Source organism: Agrococcus baldri (assembly GCA_900114805.1).
GTDB lineage: Bacteria > Actinomycetota > Actinomycetes > Actinomycetales > Microbacteriaceae > Agrococcus > Agrococcus baldri.
Map to the genome: position 1 here is coordinate 1 of FOZN01000001.1, position 16,184 is coordinate 16,184.

Here is a 16,184-nt window from a genome sequence, read left to right on the forward strand (position 1 = left end):
GGCCAGCCCCCCGCTCGAGTGGCCAGCCCCCCGCTCGAGTGGCCAGCCCCCCGCTCGAGTGGCCAGCCCCCCGCTCGAGTGGCCAGTCCCCCGCTCGAGTGGCCAGTCCCCCGCTCGAGTGGCCAGTCCCCCGCTCGAGTGGCCAGTCCCCCGCTCGAGTGGCCAGTCTTCGCGTGAATGCTCGGACGAGGGCATTGTGTTTTCGTGCGTCGGCTCGATCGAGCCGCTTGAACACACCAGGGTCCACGCAAGCGCGGAGGTGGCCACTCAAGCGCGGAGGCGGCCACTCAAGCGCGGAGGCGGCCACTCAAGCGCGGAGCAGACCACTCAAGCGCGGAGATGGCCACTCAAGCGTGGAGGTGGCCACTCAAGCGTGGAGGTGGCCACTCAAGCGCGGAGGTGGCCACTCAAGCGCGGGAGGCGGCCACTCGAGGAGCGGCGGCGCGGAGGAGGCGCGCCGCCGACGGCGGCCGCGCGTCAGGCCGTGCGGCTCTTGCGTGCGCGGCGGGCGGCGAGCTCGTCGACCGGCTGCTGGTCGACCGGCGTGACCTCGAGCTCGATCAGCTGCGTCTCGACCTCGCGCAGCACCTTGCCGACGGCGATGCCGAACACGCCCTGGCCGCGACCGAGGAGGTCGATGACCTCGTCGTTCGAGGTGCAGAGGTAGACGCTCGCGCCGTCGGAGATGAGGGTGGTCTGGGTCAGGTCGCGCACGCCGGCGTCGTGCAGCTGCACGATGGCGACGCGGATCTGCTGCAGCGAGATGCCGGTGTCGAGCAGGCGCTTGACAAGCTTGAGCACCAGGATGTCGCGGAAGGAGTAGAGTCGCTGGCTGCCGGAGCCGGTGGCCGAGCGGACGGTCGGCTCGACCAGGCCGGTGCGCGCCCAGTAGTCGAGCTGGCGGTAGGTGATGCCTGCCGCGTCTGCGGCGATGGCGCCCTTGTAGCCCACGGCGTCGTCCTCCTGCGGGAGGCCGTCGGTGAACAGCAGACCGAGCTCGTGGCGGCTCGTCCCGCCCTGGTCATCCCGGCTGCCGTCGCGCATTGCCGTCCCTTCCGCTGCTGGGCTCAACCTTCAAGTAATGGTTGAGTGTTGGCCCCACCGTAGCGACCCGACGCCTCGCTCCCGGGGATATCCGGATCGGGCGGCGTGTCGAGGCCGAGTCTACGCCCTGCCGCCCACGACGGGCAGGGGCGCGCCCGCGATCAGGCGCCCAGCGAGTCGCGCGTGAGGAGCTCGCGCACCGACTGGATCTGGCTCGCGAGGTCGCGCGCCGCCTCCGCTGCCCTGGCCTGGCTGCCGGTCTCGCGACGGCCGCGCATGGGCTTCAGCGCCGACTCGATCAGCGCCGCCTCGCGCTGCGCCGATTGCCGCATGCCGCGCAGGTGGCGCGGCTCGATGCCGAAGCGCTGCAGCTCGACCAGGGACTTCAGCGCCTGCACGGCGGCATCGCCGAAGGGCTCGGCGCCCGGCACCAGCTGGGCGGAGAGGGCGTCGGCGAGCAGCTGCTTCGATGCGCCGGTCTCGGCCTGCAGCTCTGCCCGCGAGAGCCGCCGCTCGGCACCCAGGATGGAGGGGGCCTCGACGCGCACGTTCGCGCCGGGGATCTGCGGGGTGCGACCGGCGTCGATGTCGTCGAGGTGGCCGAGGATCACCTTCAGCGGCAGGTAGTGGTCGCGCTGCAGCGTCAGGATGTAGCGCAGCCGCTCGAGGTCGGCGGCGTCGAACTTGCGGTAGCCGGAGCTGGTGCGCTGGGGCGAGATGAGCCCCTGGTCCTCGAGGAAGCGCAGCTTCGACGGCGACAGGTCGGGGAACTCCGGGCCCAGCTTCGCCAGCACCTGGCCGATGGAGAGGAGGCCGGCGGGCTTCCTCGCAGCCTGTGCGCTCACGCCCGCTGCTCGAGATCGAGCCGGGAGCGGTAGAAGGTGAGACGGAACTTGCCGACCTGCACCTCGGCGCCGTCGCGCAGCACGACCGACTCGACGCGCTCGCCGTTGTGGTACGTGCCGTTGAGCGAGCCGAGGTCGCGCAGCTCGAACGCCGTGCCGGAGCGAGCGAACTCGGCGTGCCGGCGCGAGACGGTGACGTCGTCGAGGAAGATGTCGGCGTCCGGGTGGCGGCCGGCGATGGTGGAGTCCTGGTCGAGCAGGAAGCGCGCGCCCACGTTCGGCCCGCGGCGCACGACGAGGATCGCCGAGCCCGAGGGCAGGGAGGCGACCGCCTCGCGGTCCTCCGGCGAGGTGCCCTCGATCATCGCCGCCAGCTGCGCGCGGTAGTCGTCACCCCATGACTGCGTGCTCTCGCCGTCGCGGCCGTCGTGCTCGGTCATGCGGTTCCTCCACGCGAATGGTGCCAGCAGGCGCTGGCGGACGTTCAGCATAGCGTCGGAGCCTGTGCGCAAGGCCCATCGCTGGAACCCTCGCCGACGAGGGCACCGACGCCCTGAGACGCCACCCTAGCGAATGCGCGGGCGCGGCGGGAGGCTCAGGAGAAGCCGGCGAACTGGCGCAGCAGCGCGGCCACCGCGGCGGCCGCCGCGACCGCCACGATGAACGGCGCGCGCACCGCGAACAGGCCGGCCGCGACCAGCACCGCGGGGATGCGCGCGTCGAGCACGATCCCCTCGCCGCCGCCGAGCGTCTGCACGGCGACCAGGCCGGCCAGCAGCGAGACGGTCAGCAGCTCGAGCGTGCGGCGCGGGCGCGGCTGGTCGAACAGCCGCGGCGGCACGGCGTAGCCGAGCAGCTTGATCGCGAGCACCGCGATGGACGCGAGCAGGATGAGGTGCCAGAGGGTCACGCGTGCTGCCCCTCTCGGTGCTCCGGCCCGCCGGGGTCGGCCAGGTCGGACTCATGCTTGGGCCCGAACCAGTTCGTGAGCCCCACGACGACGCCGACCACCGCCGCCAGGATCACGGGCGTGCCGGAGGGCGCGACCGGCAGCAGCGCCGCCGCGAGCGCCGCGCTGGCGGCGGCCACCGCGATCGCCTGCCTTGCCTTCAGCCGCGGCCACAGCAGGCCGACGAACGCCGCGGCGGCAGCGGCGTCGAGGCCCCACTGCTTCGGGTCGCCGAGCAGGTCGCCCAGCAGCGCACCGGCGAGGGTCGCCAGGTTCCAGCCGACGAAGATGCCGACGCCCGTGACCCAGAAGCCGATCCGCTGCGCCTTCGGCTGCGACTGCGCCAGCGCCACTGCGGTCGACTCGTCGATCGTCACGTGCGCGGCCAGCGGCATCAGCATCGGCCGCGGCTGCACCACCCGCCGCATGCTCATGCCGTAGAGGGCGTTGCGCAGCCCCAGCATCCCGGCGCTCGCGACGCCCGCGATGCCACCGCCGGCGGCGATGACGCCGATGAACGCGAACTGCGAGCCGCCCGAGAACATCAGCAGGCTGAGCACCATCGTCTGCCACAGATCGAGGCCGCTCGCGATCGAGAGCGCCCCGAACGAGAGGCCGTAGGCACTGGTCGCCACGACGACCGACACGCCCTCCCGCCAGGCGCGACCCACCGCATCCGTCTGCACCGGATCAGCCTAATCGGAGAGCGCGGTCCTGCTCGCGCCCGGTCCCGCGCCGCTAGCCTGGAGCGCATGAGCCTGCTTGCCGGCGACGACGGCCTCGCCCGGCCCGCGTGGGCCGCGACCGACCCGCTCATGCGCGACTACTACGACCGCGAGTGGGGCATGCCCGTGCGCGATGAGACCGGACTGTTCGAGCGGCTCTCGCTCGAGGCCTTCCAGTCGGGGCTGTCGTGGTCGACCATCCTGCGCAAGCGGCCGGCGTTCCGCGAGGCCTTCCACGGGTTCGAGGCGGATGCGGTGGCCCGCTTCGACGAGGACGACACGGCCAGGCTGCTGGCCGATGCGCGCATCGTGCGCAATCGGCGCAAGATCGCCGCGACCATCCAGAACGCCCGCGCGACCGTGGCGCTGCGCGAGGCGGAGGGACTGGCGTCGCTGATCTGGTCGTTCCAGCCCGCTGCGACGCCGACGCCGACGACCTTCGCCGAGGTGCCGACGCAGAGCGCGGAGTCGATCGCGCTGTCGAAGGAGCTCAAGCGCCGCGGCTTCGCGCACGTGGGGCCCACCACGATGCACGCGCTCATGGAGGCGGTCGGCATCATCGACACGCATCTGCTCGGCTCGCACCGGCGCGGCTCGAGCGGCATCTGGGCAGCCGACGGGAGCAGAGCATGAGGCAGATCCTGATCGTCCAGTCGCGGCCCGAGGACGCCGTCGCCGACGCGGAGCTCGAGGCGATGGTGCGCTTCGGCCGCCTCGACGACGCCCGCATCCGGCGCGTGCGGCTCGACCGCGAGCAGCCGGCGCTCGGCAGCGGCGCGGTGGGCGCGAGCGGCGTCGACCTGACCGACATCGACGCCGTGCTGGTCGGCGGCGGTCCCGCCAACTTCAGCGACGAGCACGGCCGCCCGCCGGGCCACGCCGCCACCGTCACGTGGCTGACCGACCTCGCCACCCGCGTCATCCGCGACGGAGTGCCCTACCTGGGCGCCTGCCTCGGGCTCGGTGCCCTCGTGCACGCTCTGGGCGACCGCATGGTGCGCGGCATCGCCGAGTCGGTGGCGCCGGTCGAGCTGAGCCTGGTCGGCGAGGACTGGCTCACCGACGGCCTGCCGCGTGCCTTCACCGCGTTCGGCGGCCACAAGGAGGGCATCGCCCAGGCGCCCGAGGGCGCGACGACGCTCGCTGTCTCTGCCGCGTGCGTCCACATGGTGCGCGTCGGCGAGCATGCGGTGGGCACGCAGTTCCACCCGGAGCTCGGCGCCGAGGGGCTCGAGCAGCGCATCCGCGTCTACCGCGACCACGGCTACTTCTCCCCCGCCGAGGTCGACGACCTGGTCGCCGCCGGCCGCGCGGCGCACGTGACGCATCCGCAGACCATCCTCGCCCGCTTCGCCGAGCGCTACGGGCTCACGCGGTGACGCCTGCCGCGAGCGCCGCCGGGCAGCGCGCGGTCGTCGCCTTCGACGCCTTCAAGGGCAGCCTGACCGCCGCCGAGGCGTGCGCGGCGGCCGGCCGCGGCATCCGCTCGGTGGTGCCGGACGCCGACGTGCTGCTCGTGCCGATGGCCGACGGCGGCGAGGGCTCGCTCGATGCGCTGCTCGCTCGCGGCGGCGAGGAGATCGTCACCGCCACCGTCGACGCCATCGGTCGCCCGGCACGGGCGCGCTGGGCGCTCGAGGGCACGCACGCCATCATCGAGCTCGCGCAGGCCGCCGGGCTGCCCCAGGTCGAGGATGCGCCGCTGCAGCCGCTGGCCGCCTCGACCGCGGGCCTCGGCCCGGTGGTGCTCGCGGCGCTCGACCGCGGCGCCGACGAGCTCACCCTGCTGCTGGGCGGCTCGGCCACGAGTGACGGCGGCGCCGGGCTGCTGACCGCCCTCGGGGCGCGGCTGACGGATGCGTCGGGCCTCCCCGTGCAGGCCGGTGGCGGCGGGCTCGGCGCGATCGCGCACCTCGACCCGGCAGGCTTCGATCCCCGCGCCCTCGCCGCCACCTGGCGCTTCGTCACCGACGTCGACGCGCCGCTCACCGGCCCGCGCGGCGCAGCGGCCGTGTTCGGCCCGCAGAAGGGTGCGAGCGCCGCCGAGGTGGCCGCGCTCGACGCCGCGCTCGAGCGCTTCGCGCGCGTCGGAGCGGCGGCGCTCGGGATCGACGCGGCGGCGATCGCCGACGTGCCCGGCGCCGGTGCCGCCGGCGGCGTCGCGAGCGTGCTGCGGGCGCTCACCGGCGGCGAGATCGTCGCCGGCGGTGACTGGTTCGCCGAGCTCGCCGGGCTCGACGAGGCGCTCGCCGGCGCCGCCATGGTGCTCACCGGCGAGGGGCGCTTCGACACCCAGTCGGCCGGCGGCAAGGTGGTCTCGGTGGTGCACGCCGCCGCGCAGCGCCACCGGGTGCCGCTGTGCGTGCTGGCGGGATCGGTCGATGCGGCGGCCGCGCGAGCGATGGGCGTGCCGGCCTTCTCGCTCGCGGCCGGGCCCGCGACGCTGACCGAGCTGCAGCGCGACGCGGCCGGCCTGCTCGAGGCGGCCGCCGCATCCGTCGCCCGCCTGGCCCTGCGCTGACCGCGCCCCGGCCTGACCGCGAGCCGTGCGGTGATCGCGAGCCGTGCGGCCCAGAGCCCGTGCGCGCGGTTCCGTCGTCGCGGGCGCGGGCCTATGCTCGTGTCTCACTGCAGGGCACCGCGGCCGGAGCCGCTCGCGGAGCGGCTGCCGGAGGGAGCGCCGGATGGGTTCGATCGAGATCACCGTCGACGGCGCCCCGCGCGCGGCCGACGCGATCGGCCCGCACACGAGCCTGCTCGACTGGCTGCGCGAGCAGGGCCGCACGAGCGCCAAGGAGGGCTGCGCCGAAGGCGAGTGCGGCGCCTGCGCGGTGCTGGTGGCCCGGCCCGACGGCGGCGGGGCGACCCGCTGGACGGCGGTCAACGCGTGCCTGCCGCCCGCGCTCGCCTTCGACGGGCAGGAGATCGTCACCGCCGAGGGGCTGGGCAGCGCGCCGTCCCCGGGCGCCGCTGGTGAGCTGCACCCGGTGCAGCGGGAGATGGCCGAGCGGGGCGGCTCGCAGTGCGGCTACTGCACCCCCGGCTTCGTCTGCGCGATGGCAGCCGAGTACTACCGCCCGGATCGCGCGGCGGCGGCGCGGCCGACCGGAGCGCGGGACCGGCCCCAGGATGGTCGGAGCGAGGGCAGCCGGCCCGACGAGCAGCGGCGGCCCGGCGAGCAGGCTGCGCTCGGCGATCATGCAGCGCACGGCGCGCAGGCCGCGCACGGCGAGTGCGGGCCCAACGGCTTCGACCTGCACGCGCTGAGCGGCAACCTGTGCCGCTGCACGGGCTACCGGCCCATCCGCGATGCGGCCTACGCGCTCGGCACCCCCGCGGCCGAGGACGCGCTCGCCCACCGCCGGGCAGAGGCACCGCCGTCGGCGCGTCCCACTGTGGTGCGCGGCGAGCGCGGCGCCTTCGTGCGGCCCGCCGATCTGCACGAGCTCACCGAGCTGCTGGCGCAGACGCCGGAGGCGCTGCTGCTGGCGGGCGCGACCGACGCCGGCGTCGAGCGCAACCTGCGCCACGCGCGCCCGCCGCTCGTGCTCGCGATCGACCGCCTCGAGGCGCTGCGCGAGCTGCTGGTGACCGATGACGCGATCGAGCTCGGTGCCGCCCTGACGCTCAGCGAGATCGAGCACGGGATCGCCGGCCGGGTGCCGATGCTCGACGCGCTCCTGCCCCAGTTCGCCTCCCGGCTGATCCGCAACGCCGCCACCCTCGGCGGCAACCTCGGCACCGGCTCCCCCATCGGCGACAGCCCGCCGGCACTGCTCGCGCTCGAGGCGACGCTGCTGCTGGTCTCGGCGAGCGGCGAGCGCGAGGTGCCGTTGGCCGAGTACTTCACCGGCTACCGGCAGAGCGTGCGCGCACCGGGCGAGGTGATCCGGGCGGTGCGCATCCCGCTGCCGCTCGCGCCGCTGACCGCGTTCCACAAGATCGCCAAGCGCCGCTTCGACGACATCTCCGCGGTCGCCGTCGCGTTCGCGCTGACGCTCGACGACGGTCTGGTGACCACCGCCCGCATCGGGCTGGGCGGCGTGGCCGCCACCCCCATTCGCGCGCTCGCCGCCGAGCGTGCCCTCGAGGGCCGCACGTGGAACGAGGAGACCGCGCGGGCTGCCGCGGCCGTCCTGCGCGGCGAGGGCACACCGCTGGATGACCACCGCGCCAGCGCCCGCTACCGCAGCGCCATGCTCGAGCAGTCGCTGCTGCGTCTCCACGCCGAGTCCGTGATCTGATGGTCGCCGCACGCTCCGCCGCTGCTCCGGCTGCGTCCGCACTGGCCGCCACCGCGCCGGTCGTCGCCCCGTCGGTCGCCAGCGCACTGGCCGAGCGTCCCGAGCATCCGGTCGTCGGCCGCGCCGTGTCGCACGAGAGCGCCGAGCTGCACGTCACGGGTGCCGCGCTCTACACCGACGACCTGCTGCCGCGGATGCGCGGGGCGCTGCACGCCTGGCCGCTGCAGAGCCCGCACGCGCACGCGAGAGTGACAGCGCTGCGCACCCGGGCGGCGCTCGCGGTGCCGGGTGTGGTGCGCGTGCTCACAGCCGCCGACGTGCCGGGCGTCAACGACGCCGGCGTGCGGCAGGACGAGCCGCTCCTCCCCGCCGAGGCGATGTTCCACGGCCACGCCGTCTGCTGGGTGCTCGGCGAGAGCCTCGACGCCGCCCGGCTGGGCGCCGAGGCGGTGGAGGTCGACTACGAGCCGCTGCCGTCGGTGCTGACGCTCGGCGAGGCGATCGCGGCCGAGCAGTTCCAGGGCGCGCAGCCGATCGTCACCAGGGGCGATGCGGAGGCCGGGCTGGCGCGCGCCGCCCACCGGTTCAGCGGCGAGTTCGAGTTCGGCGGGCAGGAGCACTTCTACCTCGAGACCCACGCGGCGATCGCGCAGGTCGACGAGGCCGGGCAGGTGTTCGTGCACAGCAGCACGCAGCACCCCTCCGAGACGCAGGAGATCGTCGCGCATGTGCTGGGTCTGCGCAGCCACGACGTCACCGTGCAGTGCCTGCGGATGGGCGGCGGCTTCGGCGGCAAGGAGTGGCAGCCGCACGGGCTGGCCGCCGTCGCCGCGCTCGGTGCCGTCCTCACCGGCCGACCCGTGCGCCTGCGACTGAACCGCACGCAGGACATCACGATGACCGGCAAGCGCCATCCCTTCCACGCCAGCTGGGAGGTCGGGTTCGACGACGACGGGCGGCTCCAGGGGCTGCGCGCCACCCTCACCTCCGACGGCGGCTGGTGCCTCGACCTCTCCGAGCCCGTCCTGCAGCGTGCGCTCTGCCACGTGGACAACGCCTACTTCATCCCCGACGTCGAGCTGCGCGGGCGCATCGCCCGCACGAACAAGACCTCGCAGACGGCGTTCCGCGGCTTCGGCGGCCCCCAGGGCATGCTCGTGATGGAGGACATCCTGGGCCGCTGCGCGCCGCTGCTCGGCATCGACCCCACCGAGCTGCGCCGGCGCAACCTCTACGCGCCGGGCCAGCGCACGCCCTACGGGCAGGAGGTGCGGCACGCCGAGCGGCTGCCCGCCGTGATCGACGAGGTGGCCGCCCGGGCCGATCTCGACGCGCGCCGGGCCGACGTCGCCGGCTTCAACGCCACGCATCCGCACCGCAAGCGCGGCATCGCCCTGACGCCGGTGAAGTTCGGCATCTCCTTCAACCACACCGCCTTCAACCAGGCCGGCGCGCTCGTGCACGTCTACAAGGACGGCTCGGTGCTCATCAACCACGGCGGCACCGAGATGGGGCAGGGCCTGCACACGAAGATGCGGCAGGTCGCCGCCACCGCGCTCGGCGTGCCGCTGGGCCTCGTGCGCCTCGCGCCCACCCGCACCGACAAGGTGCCCAACACCTCGGCCACCGCGGCCAGCACCGGCGCCGACCTCAACGGCGGCGCGGTGAAGGACGCGTGCGAGCAGATCCGCGCCCGCCTGGCGGTCGTCGCCGCCGAGCGGCTCGGGGTGGGGTCGGATGCGGTGCGCTTCGCAGGCGGGTCGGTCACCTCGGTCGGCGTCGACGCCGAGGTCGCCGGCGCGGCACTCGACTGGCGCGAGGTGGTGCAGCGGGCCTACCTGCAGCGCATCCAGCTCTCGGCCGCCGGCTTCTACCGCACCGAGGGCCTGCACTGGGACCCGGTGCGCATGCACGGTGACCCGTTCAAGTACTTCGCCTACGGCGCGGCCGTCTCCGAGGTCGAGGTCGACGGCTTCACCGGCGCCTACGCGTTCCTGCGCACCGACATCGTGCACGACGTCGGCGACAGCCTCTCGCCGCTGGTGGACATCGGGCAGATCGAGGGCGGCTTCGTGCAGGGCGCCGGCTGGCTCACGCTCGAGGATCTGCGCTGGGACACCTCGGACGGCGAGGGCCGCGGGCGCCTCCTCACCCAGGCCGCCAGCACGTACAAGCTGCCCTCGTTCTCGGAGATGCCGCGCGAGCTGCACGTGCACCTGCTCGAGCGGGCGGCGGAGGAGGGCGCGGTGTACGGCTCGAAGGCGGTCGGCGAGCCGCCGCTCATGCTCGCCTTCAGCATCCGTGAGGCGCTGCGCCAGGCGGTCAGCGCGTTCGGGCCAGCCGGGCACGCGGTCGAGCTCGCCTCCCCGGCCACGCCGGAGGCGGTGTTCTGGGCGATCGAGGCCGCCCGGCGGGCGAGCGGGAGCTAGCGATGGACTGGCTGCGTGCGCTCCAGCACCTCCGCGAGCAGGGTCGCTCCGGCGTGCTCGTCACCGTCACCTCGGTGCGCGGCCACGCGCCGCGCGAGGCGGGCGCCAAGATGGTGGTCGCCGCCGATGCCACCTGGGACAGCATCGGCGGGGGCAACCTCGAGGCGAGCGCCGTCGCCCGTGCGCGGGCGCTGCTGGCCGCCGGCACCGCGGAGCCCGAGCGGCTGGAGCTCGCGCTGCACGAGCACGCCGCGAACGACTACGGCCGCCAGTGCTGCGGTGGCGAGGTGGCGGTGCTGCTCGAGCCGCAGCCCGCGCGGGCCGTGGTCGCGGTGTTCGGGCTCGGCCACGTGGGGCAGGAGCTGGCCCGCATCCTGTCGCGGCTGCCGCTGGCGGTGCAGCTGGTGGACAGCCGAGCGACGCAGGTGCAGCAGCTGGCGGCGGCGGGGCTCGACGACGGGCTCGCCGACCTGCGCCTGATCCACGCGCCGGCGCCCGAGAGCGTGCTCGCCGCCCTGCCCGCCGAGGCGCACGTGCTCGTGCTCACGCACGACCATGCCGAGGATCTCGTGCTGTGCGAGGCCGCCCTGCGACGCGGCGACCTGGCCTCGATCGGCGTGATCGGCTCCTCCGCGAAGTGGCAGCGCTTCCGCAAGCGCCTGCGCGAGGCCGGGCACACCGATGCCGCCATCGGCACCATCACCAGCCCCATCGGGCTGCCGGAGCTGCGCGGCAAGGAGCCGGCGGTCATCGCGATCAGCGTCGCCGCGGCACTCGTGCAGGCGCTGCGGCGCGAGCCCATGAGCGCGCTCGCCCGGCCGGGCAGCGCCGTGCGCGGCTAGGCTGCGGCCGCTTCGCCGAGCGCGCCGGCGGCCTCGAGCTGCTCGAGCGCCCGCACGCGCTGCGGCGTGCGGCCCTGCACGGCCATGATCAGCTCGTCCGCGTCCGCCTCGATCTGGAAGCGGCGGAGCGTCGCCGTCGCCTCCTCGCCGGTGCCGAGCGCGGTGTACTGCACCATCTTCGCGACGTGGGCGCCCTGCGGGCTCGCCGCCAGCGCATCCAGCTCGTCATCCCCGACGGTCGCGGCGATCGGGCTGTCGCGCAGCAGCAGGCTGCGCACCCGCGCGCGCACGACCTGCCGCTGCATGGTCATCGCCTCGTCGCGGGTGTCGGCGACGACGGCGTTGATGCCGGCGATCACGTAGGGCTCGGCGAGCTGCTCGCTGGGCTCGAAGCGCTCGCGGTAGACGGCCACCGCCTGGTGCAGCGCGTCGGGCGCGAAGTGCGAGGCGAAGGCGTACGGCAGGCCGAGGGCCGCAGCGAGCTGCGCGCCGAACAGCGAGGAGCCGAGGATGGTGAGCGGCACCTTCGTGCCGTGGCCGGGCACCGCCTTGATGCCGGGCACGACCGGCTCACCTGCGAGGTAGCCACGCAGCTCGACGACGTCCTGCGGGAACTGCTCCGAGGCGCGGATGTCGCGGCGCAGCGCCGTCCAGGTGCGCTGGTCGGTGCCGGGCGCACGCCCGAGCCCGAGGTCGATGCGGCCGGGGTGCAGCTCGGCGAGCGTGCCGAACTGCTCGGCGATCACCAGCGGCGAGTGGTTCGGCAGCATGACGCCGCCGGCGCCGAGGCGGATGGTGCTCGTGTGCGCGGCGACGTGCGCGATGAGCACGCTCGTGGCGCTCGAGGCGATGGTCGCCATGTTGTGGTGCTCGGCGTACCAGACGCGCGCGAAGCCGAGCCGCTCGGCGGCCTGCGCCAGCTCGACCGAGCCGGCGAGGCTCTCGGCGACGGCCTCGCCGGGGTTGATGTGGGCAAGGTCGAGCACAGAGAGACGCACCCTCCCAGCCTAGGCGGGAGGGGGCGTCATCGTGCGGGAATCCGCTCGGAGCGGAAGGGCCGGAGCGGAAGGCCGGAGCGGAAGGCCCGGGCCGGGAGGCTCAGATGGCCTCGAGCACCACGGCGGAGCCCTGGCCGCCGCCGCCGCAGATGCCGGTCGCGCCGATCGAGCCGGTCCCGAGCTGCTGCAGGCGCCGCGCCAGGTGGCCGACGATGCGCAGGCCCGAGGCGCCGATGGGGTGTCCCATCGCGATCGCGCCGCCGTTGGCGTTCACGATCTCGGGGTCGATGCCGAGCTGGCGGGTGGAGGCGACGCCGACGGCGGCGAATGCCTCGTTGATCTCGACCGCCTGCAGGTCGCTCGTGCTCAGCCCCGCGCGCTCGAGGGCCTGCTCGATCGCGTCGGCCGGCTGCGAGTGCAGCGAGACATCCTTGCCCGCCACGAAGCCGGTCGAGCGGATCTTCGCCAGGCCCCGCAGTCCGTGCTCGGCTGCGTAGGTGTCGGAGACGAGCACGACGGCGGCGGCGCCGTCGGTGATCTGGGATGCGTTGCCGGCGGTGACCGTGCCGTCCTTCGTGAAGGCGGGGCGCAGCCCGGCGAGCGACTCGGCGGTGGTCTCGGCGCGCACGCCGTCGTCGGCGGCGACCGTGACGGTCGTGCGGCCGGCCTTCGCCTCGATCGGGACGATCTCGTCGTCGAGGGTGCCGTCGGCCTGGGCGCGGGCGAGCCGCGCGTGGGAGGCGGCGGCGAGCTCGTCCTGCTGCTCGCGGGTGATCTCGAACGTGCCGTTGTGCTGGTCGGTCGACTCGCCCATCGCGACGCGGTCGAATGCGTCCGTCAGGCCGTCGAACTGCATGGTGTCGATGAGGCTCGTGTTGCCGAACTTGCTGCCGGCGCGCATCGGCGCGGCGTGCGGAGCCAGCGTCATCGACTCCTGGCCGACGGCGACGACCACGTCGGCCTCGCCGAGCTGGATCATGCGGTGGCCGGTCACGATCGCCTCGGTGCCCGAGAGGCAGACGGCGTTGATGCCGAGCGCCGGCACGGTCATCGGGATGCCGGCGCCGACGGCGGTCTGGCGCGGCGGGTTCTGGCCCACCGCGGCCTGCAGCACCTGGCCGACGACGACGGCGTCGACCGCGGAGGCCTCGACACCGGCCTTCTCGAGCGCGTGCTTGGCGGCGTGCGCGCCGAGCTCGGTGGAGGGCGTCTGCGCCAGCTGGCCCAGGAACTTGGCGAACGGCGTGCGGGCATAGCCGGCGATGATCGTCTCGGGCATGGGGCTGCTCCTTCGCGGGTCGTGGATGCCCACAGCCTACTCCCGCAGCGACCGCGCAGGACGGCGACCTGACGAGCGGTTCAGGTCGCGCGGCGGACTCGGTGGTGCCGTGACCGCGACCTCGCCGGTCCCTGCCGCTCGGCACCGAACCTGTGCAGCGGCCGAGCGCGAGCGGACTCCATCCGGGATAGAACAGAGGCACGCCGATCAGAAGGAGTCGCACGATGAGCGAGCACGACCAGCAGTCGCAGCAGCCGGAGGAGGGCGCGGAGCGCGACGAGCAGCGACCGTCGCCCGATCAGCACGACCCGGAGACCGAGGAGGACACCGCCTCGGGAGGCGCGCCTCAGCCCCCTGTCTGAGCGGGGTCGGCGGCGATGCTCACCATCCACAGCACGCCCCAGCGATCGACGAGCATGCCGAAGGTGTCGCCCCAGGGCGCGCGCTCGAGCGGCTGCAGCACCTCCGCGCCGTCGCTGAGTCCATCCCAGTAGCGCCGCAGCAGCTCCGTGCCGTCGCCGGAGATCGAGACCTGCTGGCGCCCTCGGTCGAGCCGCATCGACGATGGCGCATCGCTGGCCATGATCGTGTGCCCGTCGGCGGTCGTGAGCTGCGAGTGCATGATGCGGTCGGCGTCGGCCGGATCCTCGGCCATGCCGCCGTCCGCGAAGGTGGTGACGACCAGGTCGCCGCCGAAGACGCCGTGGTAGAAGTTCATCGCCTCGCGGGCCTCGCTCTCGAAGGCCAGGTAGGGGTTGAGCAGCGTTGTCATCGTCGTCCCTTCTGCGGCCGCACGGCCGACGCTGCTCAGCATTCCGCAGCGGCTCGGCTCCCGCCAGTGGTCACTCGGCGGTGCTGAGCGCGAGGCGCCAGGCTTCAGCGATCGCCGCGTCGATGCCGCGGGGCGCCAGCGCATCGCCGATGGCGGTCACGGGCACGCCCAGGCTCGCCTCCAGCCCCTCGGCGCTCAAGCCACCGACCGTCGCCGACTGGCGCGGCGTGAGCGCGACGATCGAGCTGGGCGGCTCCAGCGGCGTCTCGGCGCCGGTCAGCGCGTCGATGGCGACGATCGCGGCGCCGGCCGCACGCACCCGCGAGCTCGTGATGCGCGCGAAGTCGCCTGCGGCGAGCGTGCGCTGCACCAGCTGCCGCTCGTAGCCGGTGCCGACGTGCGGCAGCAGCTGCTCGAACGGCGTCACGACCTGCACGCTCGCGCCGGCGGCGACCAGGCTCAGCAGCACACCGGAGGCGTAGGCGGTGCCGTCGTCGTCGACCACCAGGATCCGTCCGCCCAGGCGCGCCGGCTCGTCGATCGCCGTCCACGCATCGACCGTCGCGGGCCGCTCCCCCGCGAAGGCGCCGTCGACGGCGAGCGCGGTCCCGTCGGGCGGGCGGGCGCCGGCCGCCAGCACGACGCCGTCGGGCGAGGTCGCGCGGATGGACTCCAGCGTCGCGGGTGCGGACAGCCGGATGTCGACGCCGGCGGCGCGCGCGTCGCGCTCCAGGTCGCCCACCAGCAGCGACACCGACTCCCTGCCGGGCACGCGTGCGGCGCGCAGCAGCTGACCGCCGAGCTGCTCGTCGCGCTCGAGCAGGGTCACCGTGTGGCCGAGCCGCGCGAGATCCAGCGCGGCGCGCATGCCTGCCGGTCCTCCGCCGACGACCGTCCAGCGCCCCGCCCGCGCGGCGCGCGCAGGCGTCGGCTCGAGCTCGTGCCCTGCGGCCGGATTGACGGTGCAGGTGACAGCCAGGCCCACGCTGCCGCGCCCCAGGCAGCCCTGGTTGAGCCGGATGCAGTGGCGGATGCCGCCGGTCGAGCCGCTGAGCAGCTTCGTGGCCAGATCGGGGTCGGCGAGCTGGCCGCGGGTGAGCGCCACCATGTCGGCGATGCCGCTCGCCAGCACCTCCTCGGCCGCCTCCACCGAGGTGGCGGCGCCGACGCCGAAGACCGGGATGTCGGGGTTCGCGCGCTTGAGCGCCGCGACGTCGTCGCGCAGCCACGCGGTCGGCATCGCCGAGGACGGGAACACCCAGTGCACATCGTGATAGCCGCCGGCCGCGGTGTCGAGGAAGTCGATGCGGGCCTCCTCGCGCAGCGCCGCGACGATCTCGCGGCAGTCGGCAGCGCCGAGCCCCGCCTCGTTGTGCTCGTTCGCCACGATCCGGATGCCGACGGTGAAGTCGTCGCCCACGCGCGCGCGCACCGCGCGCAGCACCTCGCGCGGGAAGCGCGTGCGACCCTCGAGATCGCCACCGTACGCATCCGCCCGTCCGTTGTAGAGCGGGCTCAGGAACTGGTGCAGCAGGTAGCCGTGCGCCATGTGGATCTCGACGCCGTCGAAGCCGCCCAGCCGGGAGCGCTCCGCCGCGTCTGCCCACGCGGTCACCAGGTCTGCGATGTCGCGCTCGCTCGCCTCGCGGGTGGCCGCGCCCGTCGACGGCGAGAGGATGCGGCTCGGCGCGATCACCGCGCGCGGCCCCTCCGGGCCCTCGGGGGAAGCCTGCGCACCGTGGTGGTTGAGCTGCACGAGCACCCGCGCGCCGGCGTCGTGGATCGCATCGGTCATGCGGCGGCTGGCGTCGACCGCCTCTGGGCGCCAGGCGTCCTGGAAGCCGCGCGTGGACGCGCTGGGGTGCACGAGGTGATTGCCGGCGACGAAGAGGCCGCAGCCGCCCCGCGCCCGGCGCACGAAGTAGGCGGTCTCGCGGTCGGATTCCACCCGGTCGGAGTACTGCTTCGAGTGCGCGGCCTGCATCAGACGGTTCGGGGTCTCGAAGCTGCCGATGCGCAGCGGCTGGGCGAGGAGGCTCACGGCTCGATCCTGCCAG

The 16,184-nt window shown here is 74.5% G+C and carries 16 protein-coding genes; 7 read left to right on the forward strand and 9 right to left on the reverse strand.

Annotated elements, in window-relative coordinates; all coding sequences use genetic code 11:
* Positions 1-477 precede the first annotated feature (477 nt).
* The 5 genes from BM288_RS00005 to BM288_RS00025 all read right to left on the reverse strand — a co-directional run bounded on the left by BM288_RS00005 (position 478) and on the right by BM288_RS00025 (position 3,524).
* Positions 478-1,044: a MerR family transcriptional regulator gene (locus BM288_RS00005; protein ID WP_092914674.1), complete on the reverse strand. Its 567-nt coding sequence runs from the start codon at positions 1,042-1,044 to the stop codon at positions 478-480.
* A 161-nt stretch (positions 1,045-1,205) separates the two neighbouring features.
* Positions 1,206-1,889 (reverse strand): transcriptional regulator FtsR, encoded by a 684-nt coding sequence (gene ftsR / locus BM288_RS00010; RefSeq protein WP_092914676.1) that lies wholly within the window; start codon positions 1,887-1,889, stop codon positions 1,206-1,208.
* A complete protein-coding gene (locus tag BM288_RS00015; protein ID WP_177220176.1) occupies positions 1,886-2,329 on the reverse strand; it encodes an FHA domain-containing protein in 444 nt (147 codons plus the stop codon). The genes ftsR and BM288_RS00015 overlap by 4 nt, the downstream gene beginning before the upstream one ends.
* A gap of 155 nt (positions 2,330-2,484) precedes the next feature.
* Positions 2,485-2,799, reverse strand: a complete 315-nt coding sequence (locus tag BM288_RS00020) for an AzlD domain-containing protein (RefSeq protein WP_092914680.1) — start codon at positions 2,797-2,799, stop codon at positions 2,485-2,487.
* Entirely contained in the window at positions 2,796-3,524 is a 729-nt protein-coding gene (locus BM288_RS00025) for an AzlC family ABC transporter permease (protein ID WP_092914682.1), read from the reverse strand. The genes BM288_RS00020 and BM288_RS00025 overlap by 4 nt, the downstream gene beginning before the upstream one ends.
* A gap of 66 nt (positions 3,525-3,590) precedes the next feature.
* Here BM288_RS00025 and BM288_RS00030 point away from each other — a divergent pair, with 66 nt between their 5' ends.
* From BM288_RS00030 to xdhC, 6 genes are all read left to right on the forward strand, one after another.
* Positions 3,591-4,196 (forward strand): DNA-3-methyladenine glycosylase I, encoded by a 606-nt coding sequence (locus BM288_RS00030; RefSeq protein ID WP_092914684.1) that lies wholly within the window; start codon positions 3,591-3,593, stop codon positions 4,194-4,196.
* The gene (locus tag BM288_RS00035; protein ID WP_092914686.1) at positions 4,193-4,942 is read left to right on the forward strand and encodes a glutamine amidotransferase-related protein; all 750 of its coding nucleotides are present in this window, start codon (positions 4,193-4,195) and stop codon (positions 4,940-4,942) included. The genes BM288_RS00030 and BM288_RS00035 overlap by 4 nt, the downstream gene beginning before the upstream one ends.
* Positions 4,939-6,084 carry a glycerate kinase gene (locus BM288_RS00040; protein ID WP_092914688.1) on the forward strand — a complete coding sequence of 382 codons (1,146 nt, stop codon included), beginning with the start codon at positions 4,939-4,941 and terminating at the stop codon, positions 6,082-6,084. The genes BM288_RS00035 and BM288_RS00040 overlap by 4 nt, the downstream gene beginning before the upstream one ends.
* Before the next feature lie 163 nt (positions 6,085-6,247).
* Entirely contained in the window at positions 6,248-7,807 is a 1,560-nt protein-coding gene (locus BM288_RS00045) for a xanthine dehydrogenase small subunit (RefSeq protein WP_092914690.1), read from the forward strand.
* Positions 7,807-10,236, forward strand: coding sequence for a xanthine dehydrogenase molybdopterin binding subunit (gene xdhB, locus BM288_RS00050; protein ID WP_092914692.1), 2,430 nt, complete (start codon positions 7,807-7,809; stop codon positions 10,234-10,236). Before BM288_RS00045 ends, xdhB begins: the two co-directional genes overlap by 1 nt.
* Before the next feature lie 2 nt (positions 10,237-10,238).
* Complete coding sequence (xdhC, locus tag BM288_RS00055; RefSeq protein WP_092914694.1) at positions 10,239-11,078, forward strand: xanthine dehydrogenase accessory protein XdhC; 840 nt, start codon at positions 10,239-10,241, stop codon at positions 11,076-11,078.
* On the opposite strand, the gene BM288_RS00060 is transcribed toward xdhC, so the two are convergent.
* Positions 11,075-12,076 carry an LLM class flavin-dependent oxidoreductase gene (locus BM288_RS00060; RefSeq protein WP_092914696.1) on the reverse strand — a complete coding sequence of 334 codons (1,002 nt, stop codon included), beginning with the start codon at positions 12,074-12,076 and terminating at the stop codon, positions 11,075-11,077. The genes xdhC and BM288_RS00060 overlap by 4 nt on opposite strands.
* Before the next feature lie 100 nt (positions 12,077-12,176).
* A complete protein-coding gene (locus tag BM288_RS00065; protein ID WP_092914698.1) occupies positions 12,177-13,355 on the reverse strand; it encodes an acetyl-CoA C-acyltransferase in 1,179 nt (392 codons plus the stop codon).
* Positions 13,356-13,579: 224 nt separating this feature from the next.
* Here BM288_RS00065 and BM288_RS14365 point away from each other — a divergent pair, with 224 nt between their 5' ends.
* Positions 13,580-13,717 (forward strand): hypothetical protein, encoded by a 138-nt coding sequence (locus tag BM288_RS14365; protein ID WP_177220177.1) that lies wholly within the window; start codon positions 13,580-13,582, stop codon positions 13,715-13,717.
* Here BM288_RS14365 and BM288_RS00070 read toward each other — a convergent pair.
* Complete coding sequence (locus BM288_RS00070; protein WP_092916076.1) at positions 13,702-14,127, reverse strand: VOC family protein; 426 nt, start codon at positions 14,125-14,127, stop codon at positions 13,702-13,704. The two genes, BM288_RS14365 and BM288_RS00070, sit on opposite strands and share 16 nt — an antisense overlap.
* Before the next feature lie 70 nt (positions 14,128-14,197).
* On the reverse strand, positions 14,198-16,168 hold the full coding sequence (locus tag BM288_RS00075) for an oxidoreductase (RefSeq protein WP_318255229.1): 1,971 nt from the start codon (positions 16,166-16,168) through the stop codon (positions 14,198-14,200).
* Positions 16,169-16,184 lie beyond the last annotated feature (16 nt).

Coding starts and splice junctions, on each gene's coding strand:
- BM288_RS00005 (WP_092914674.1), bottom strand. CDS start 1,044: ATGCGCGACGGCAGCCGGGATGACCAGGGCGGGACGAGCCGCCACGAG.
- BM288_RS00015 (WP_177220176.1), bottom strand. CDS start 2,329: ATGACCGAGCACGACGGCCGCGACGGCGAGAGCACGCAGTCATGGGGT.
- BM288_RS00030 (WP_092914684.1), top strand. CDS start 3,591: ATGAGCCTGCTTGCCGGCGACGACGGCCTCGCCCGGCCCGCGTGGGCC.
- BM288_RS00035 (WP_092914686.1), top strand. CDS start 4,193: ATGAGGCAGATCCTGATCGTCCAGTCGCGGCCCGAGGACGCCGTCGCC.
- BM288_RS00045 (WP_092914690.1), top strand. CDS start 6,248: ATGGGTTCGATCGAGATCACCGTCGACGGCGCCCCGCGCGCGGCCGAC.
- xdhB (WP_092914692.1), top strand. CDS start 7,807: ATGGTCGCCGCACGCTCCGCCGCTGCTCCGGCTGCGTCCGCACTGGCC.
- xdhC (WP_092914694.1), top strand. CDS start 10,239: ATGGACTGGCTGCGTGCGCTCCAGCACCTCCGCGAGCAGGGTCGCTCC.
- BM288_RS00065 (WP_092914698.1), bottom strand. CDS start 13,355: ATGCCCGAGACGATCATCGCCGGCTATGCCCGCACGCCGTTCGCCAAG.
- BM288_RS14365 (WP_177220177.1), top strand. CDS start 13,580: ATGAGCGAGCACGACCAGCAGTCGCAGCAGCCGGAGGAGGGCGCGGAG.
- BM288_RS00070 (WP_092916076.1), bottom strand. CDS start 14,127: ATGACAACGCTGCTCAACCCCTACCTGGCCTTCGAGAGCGAGGCCCGC.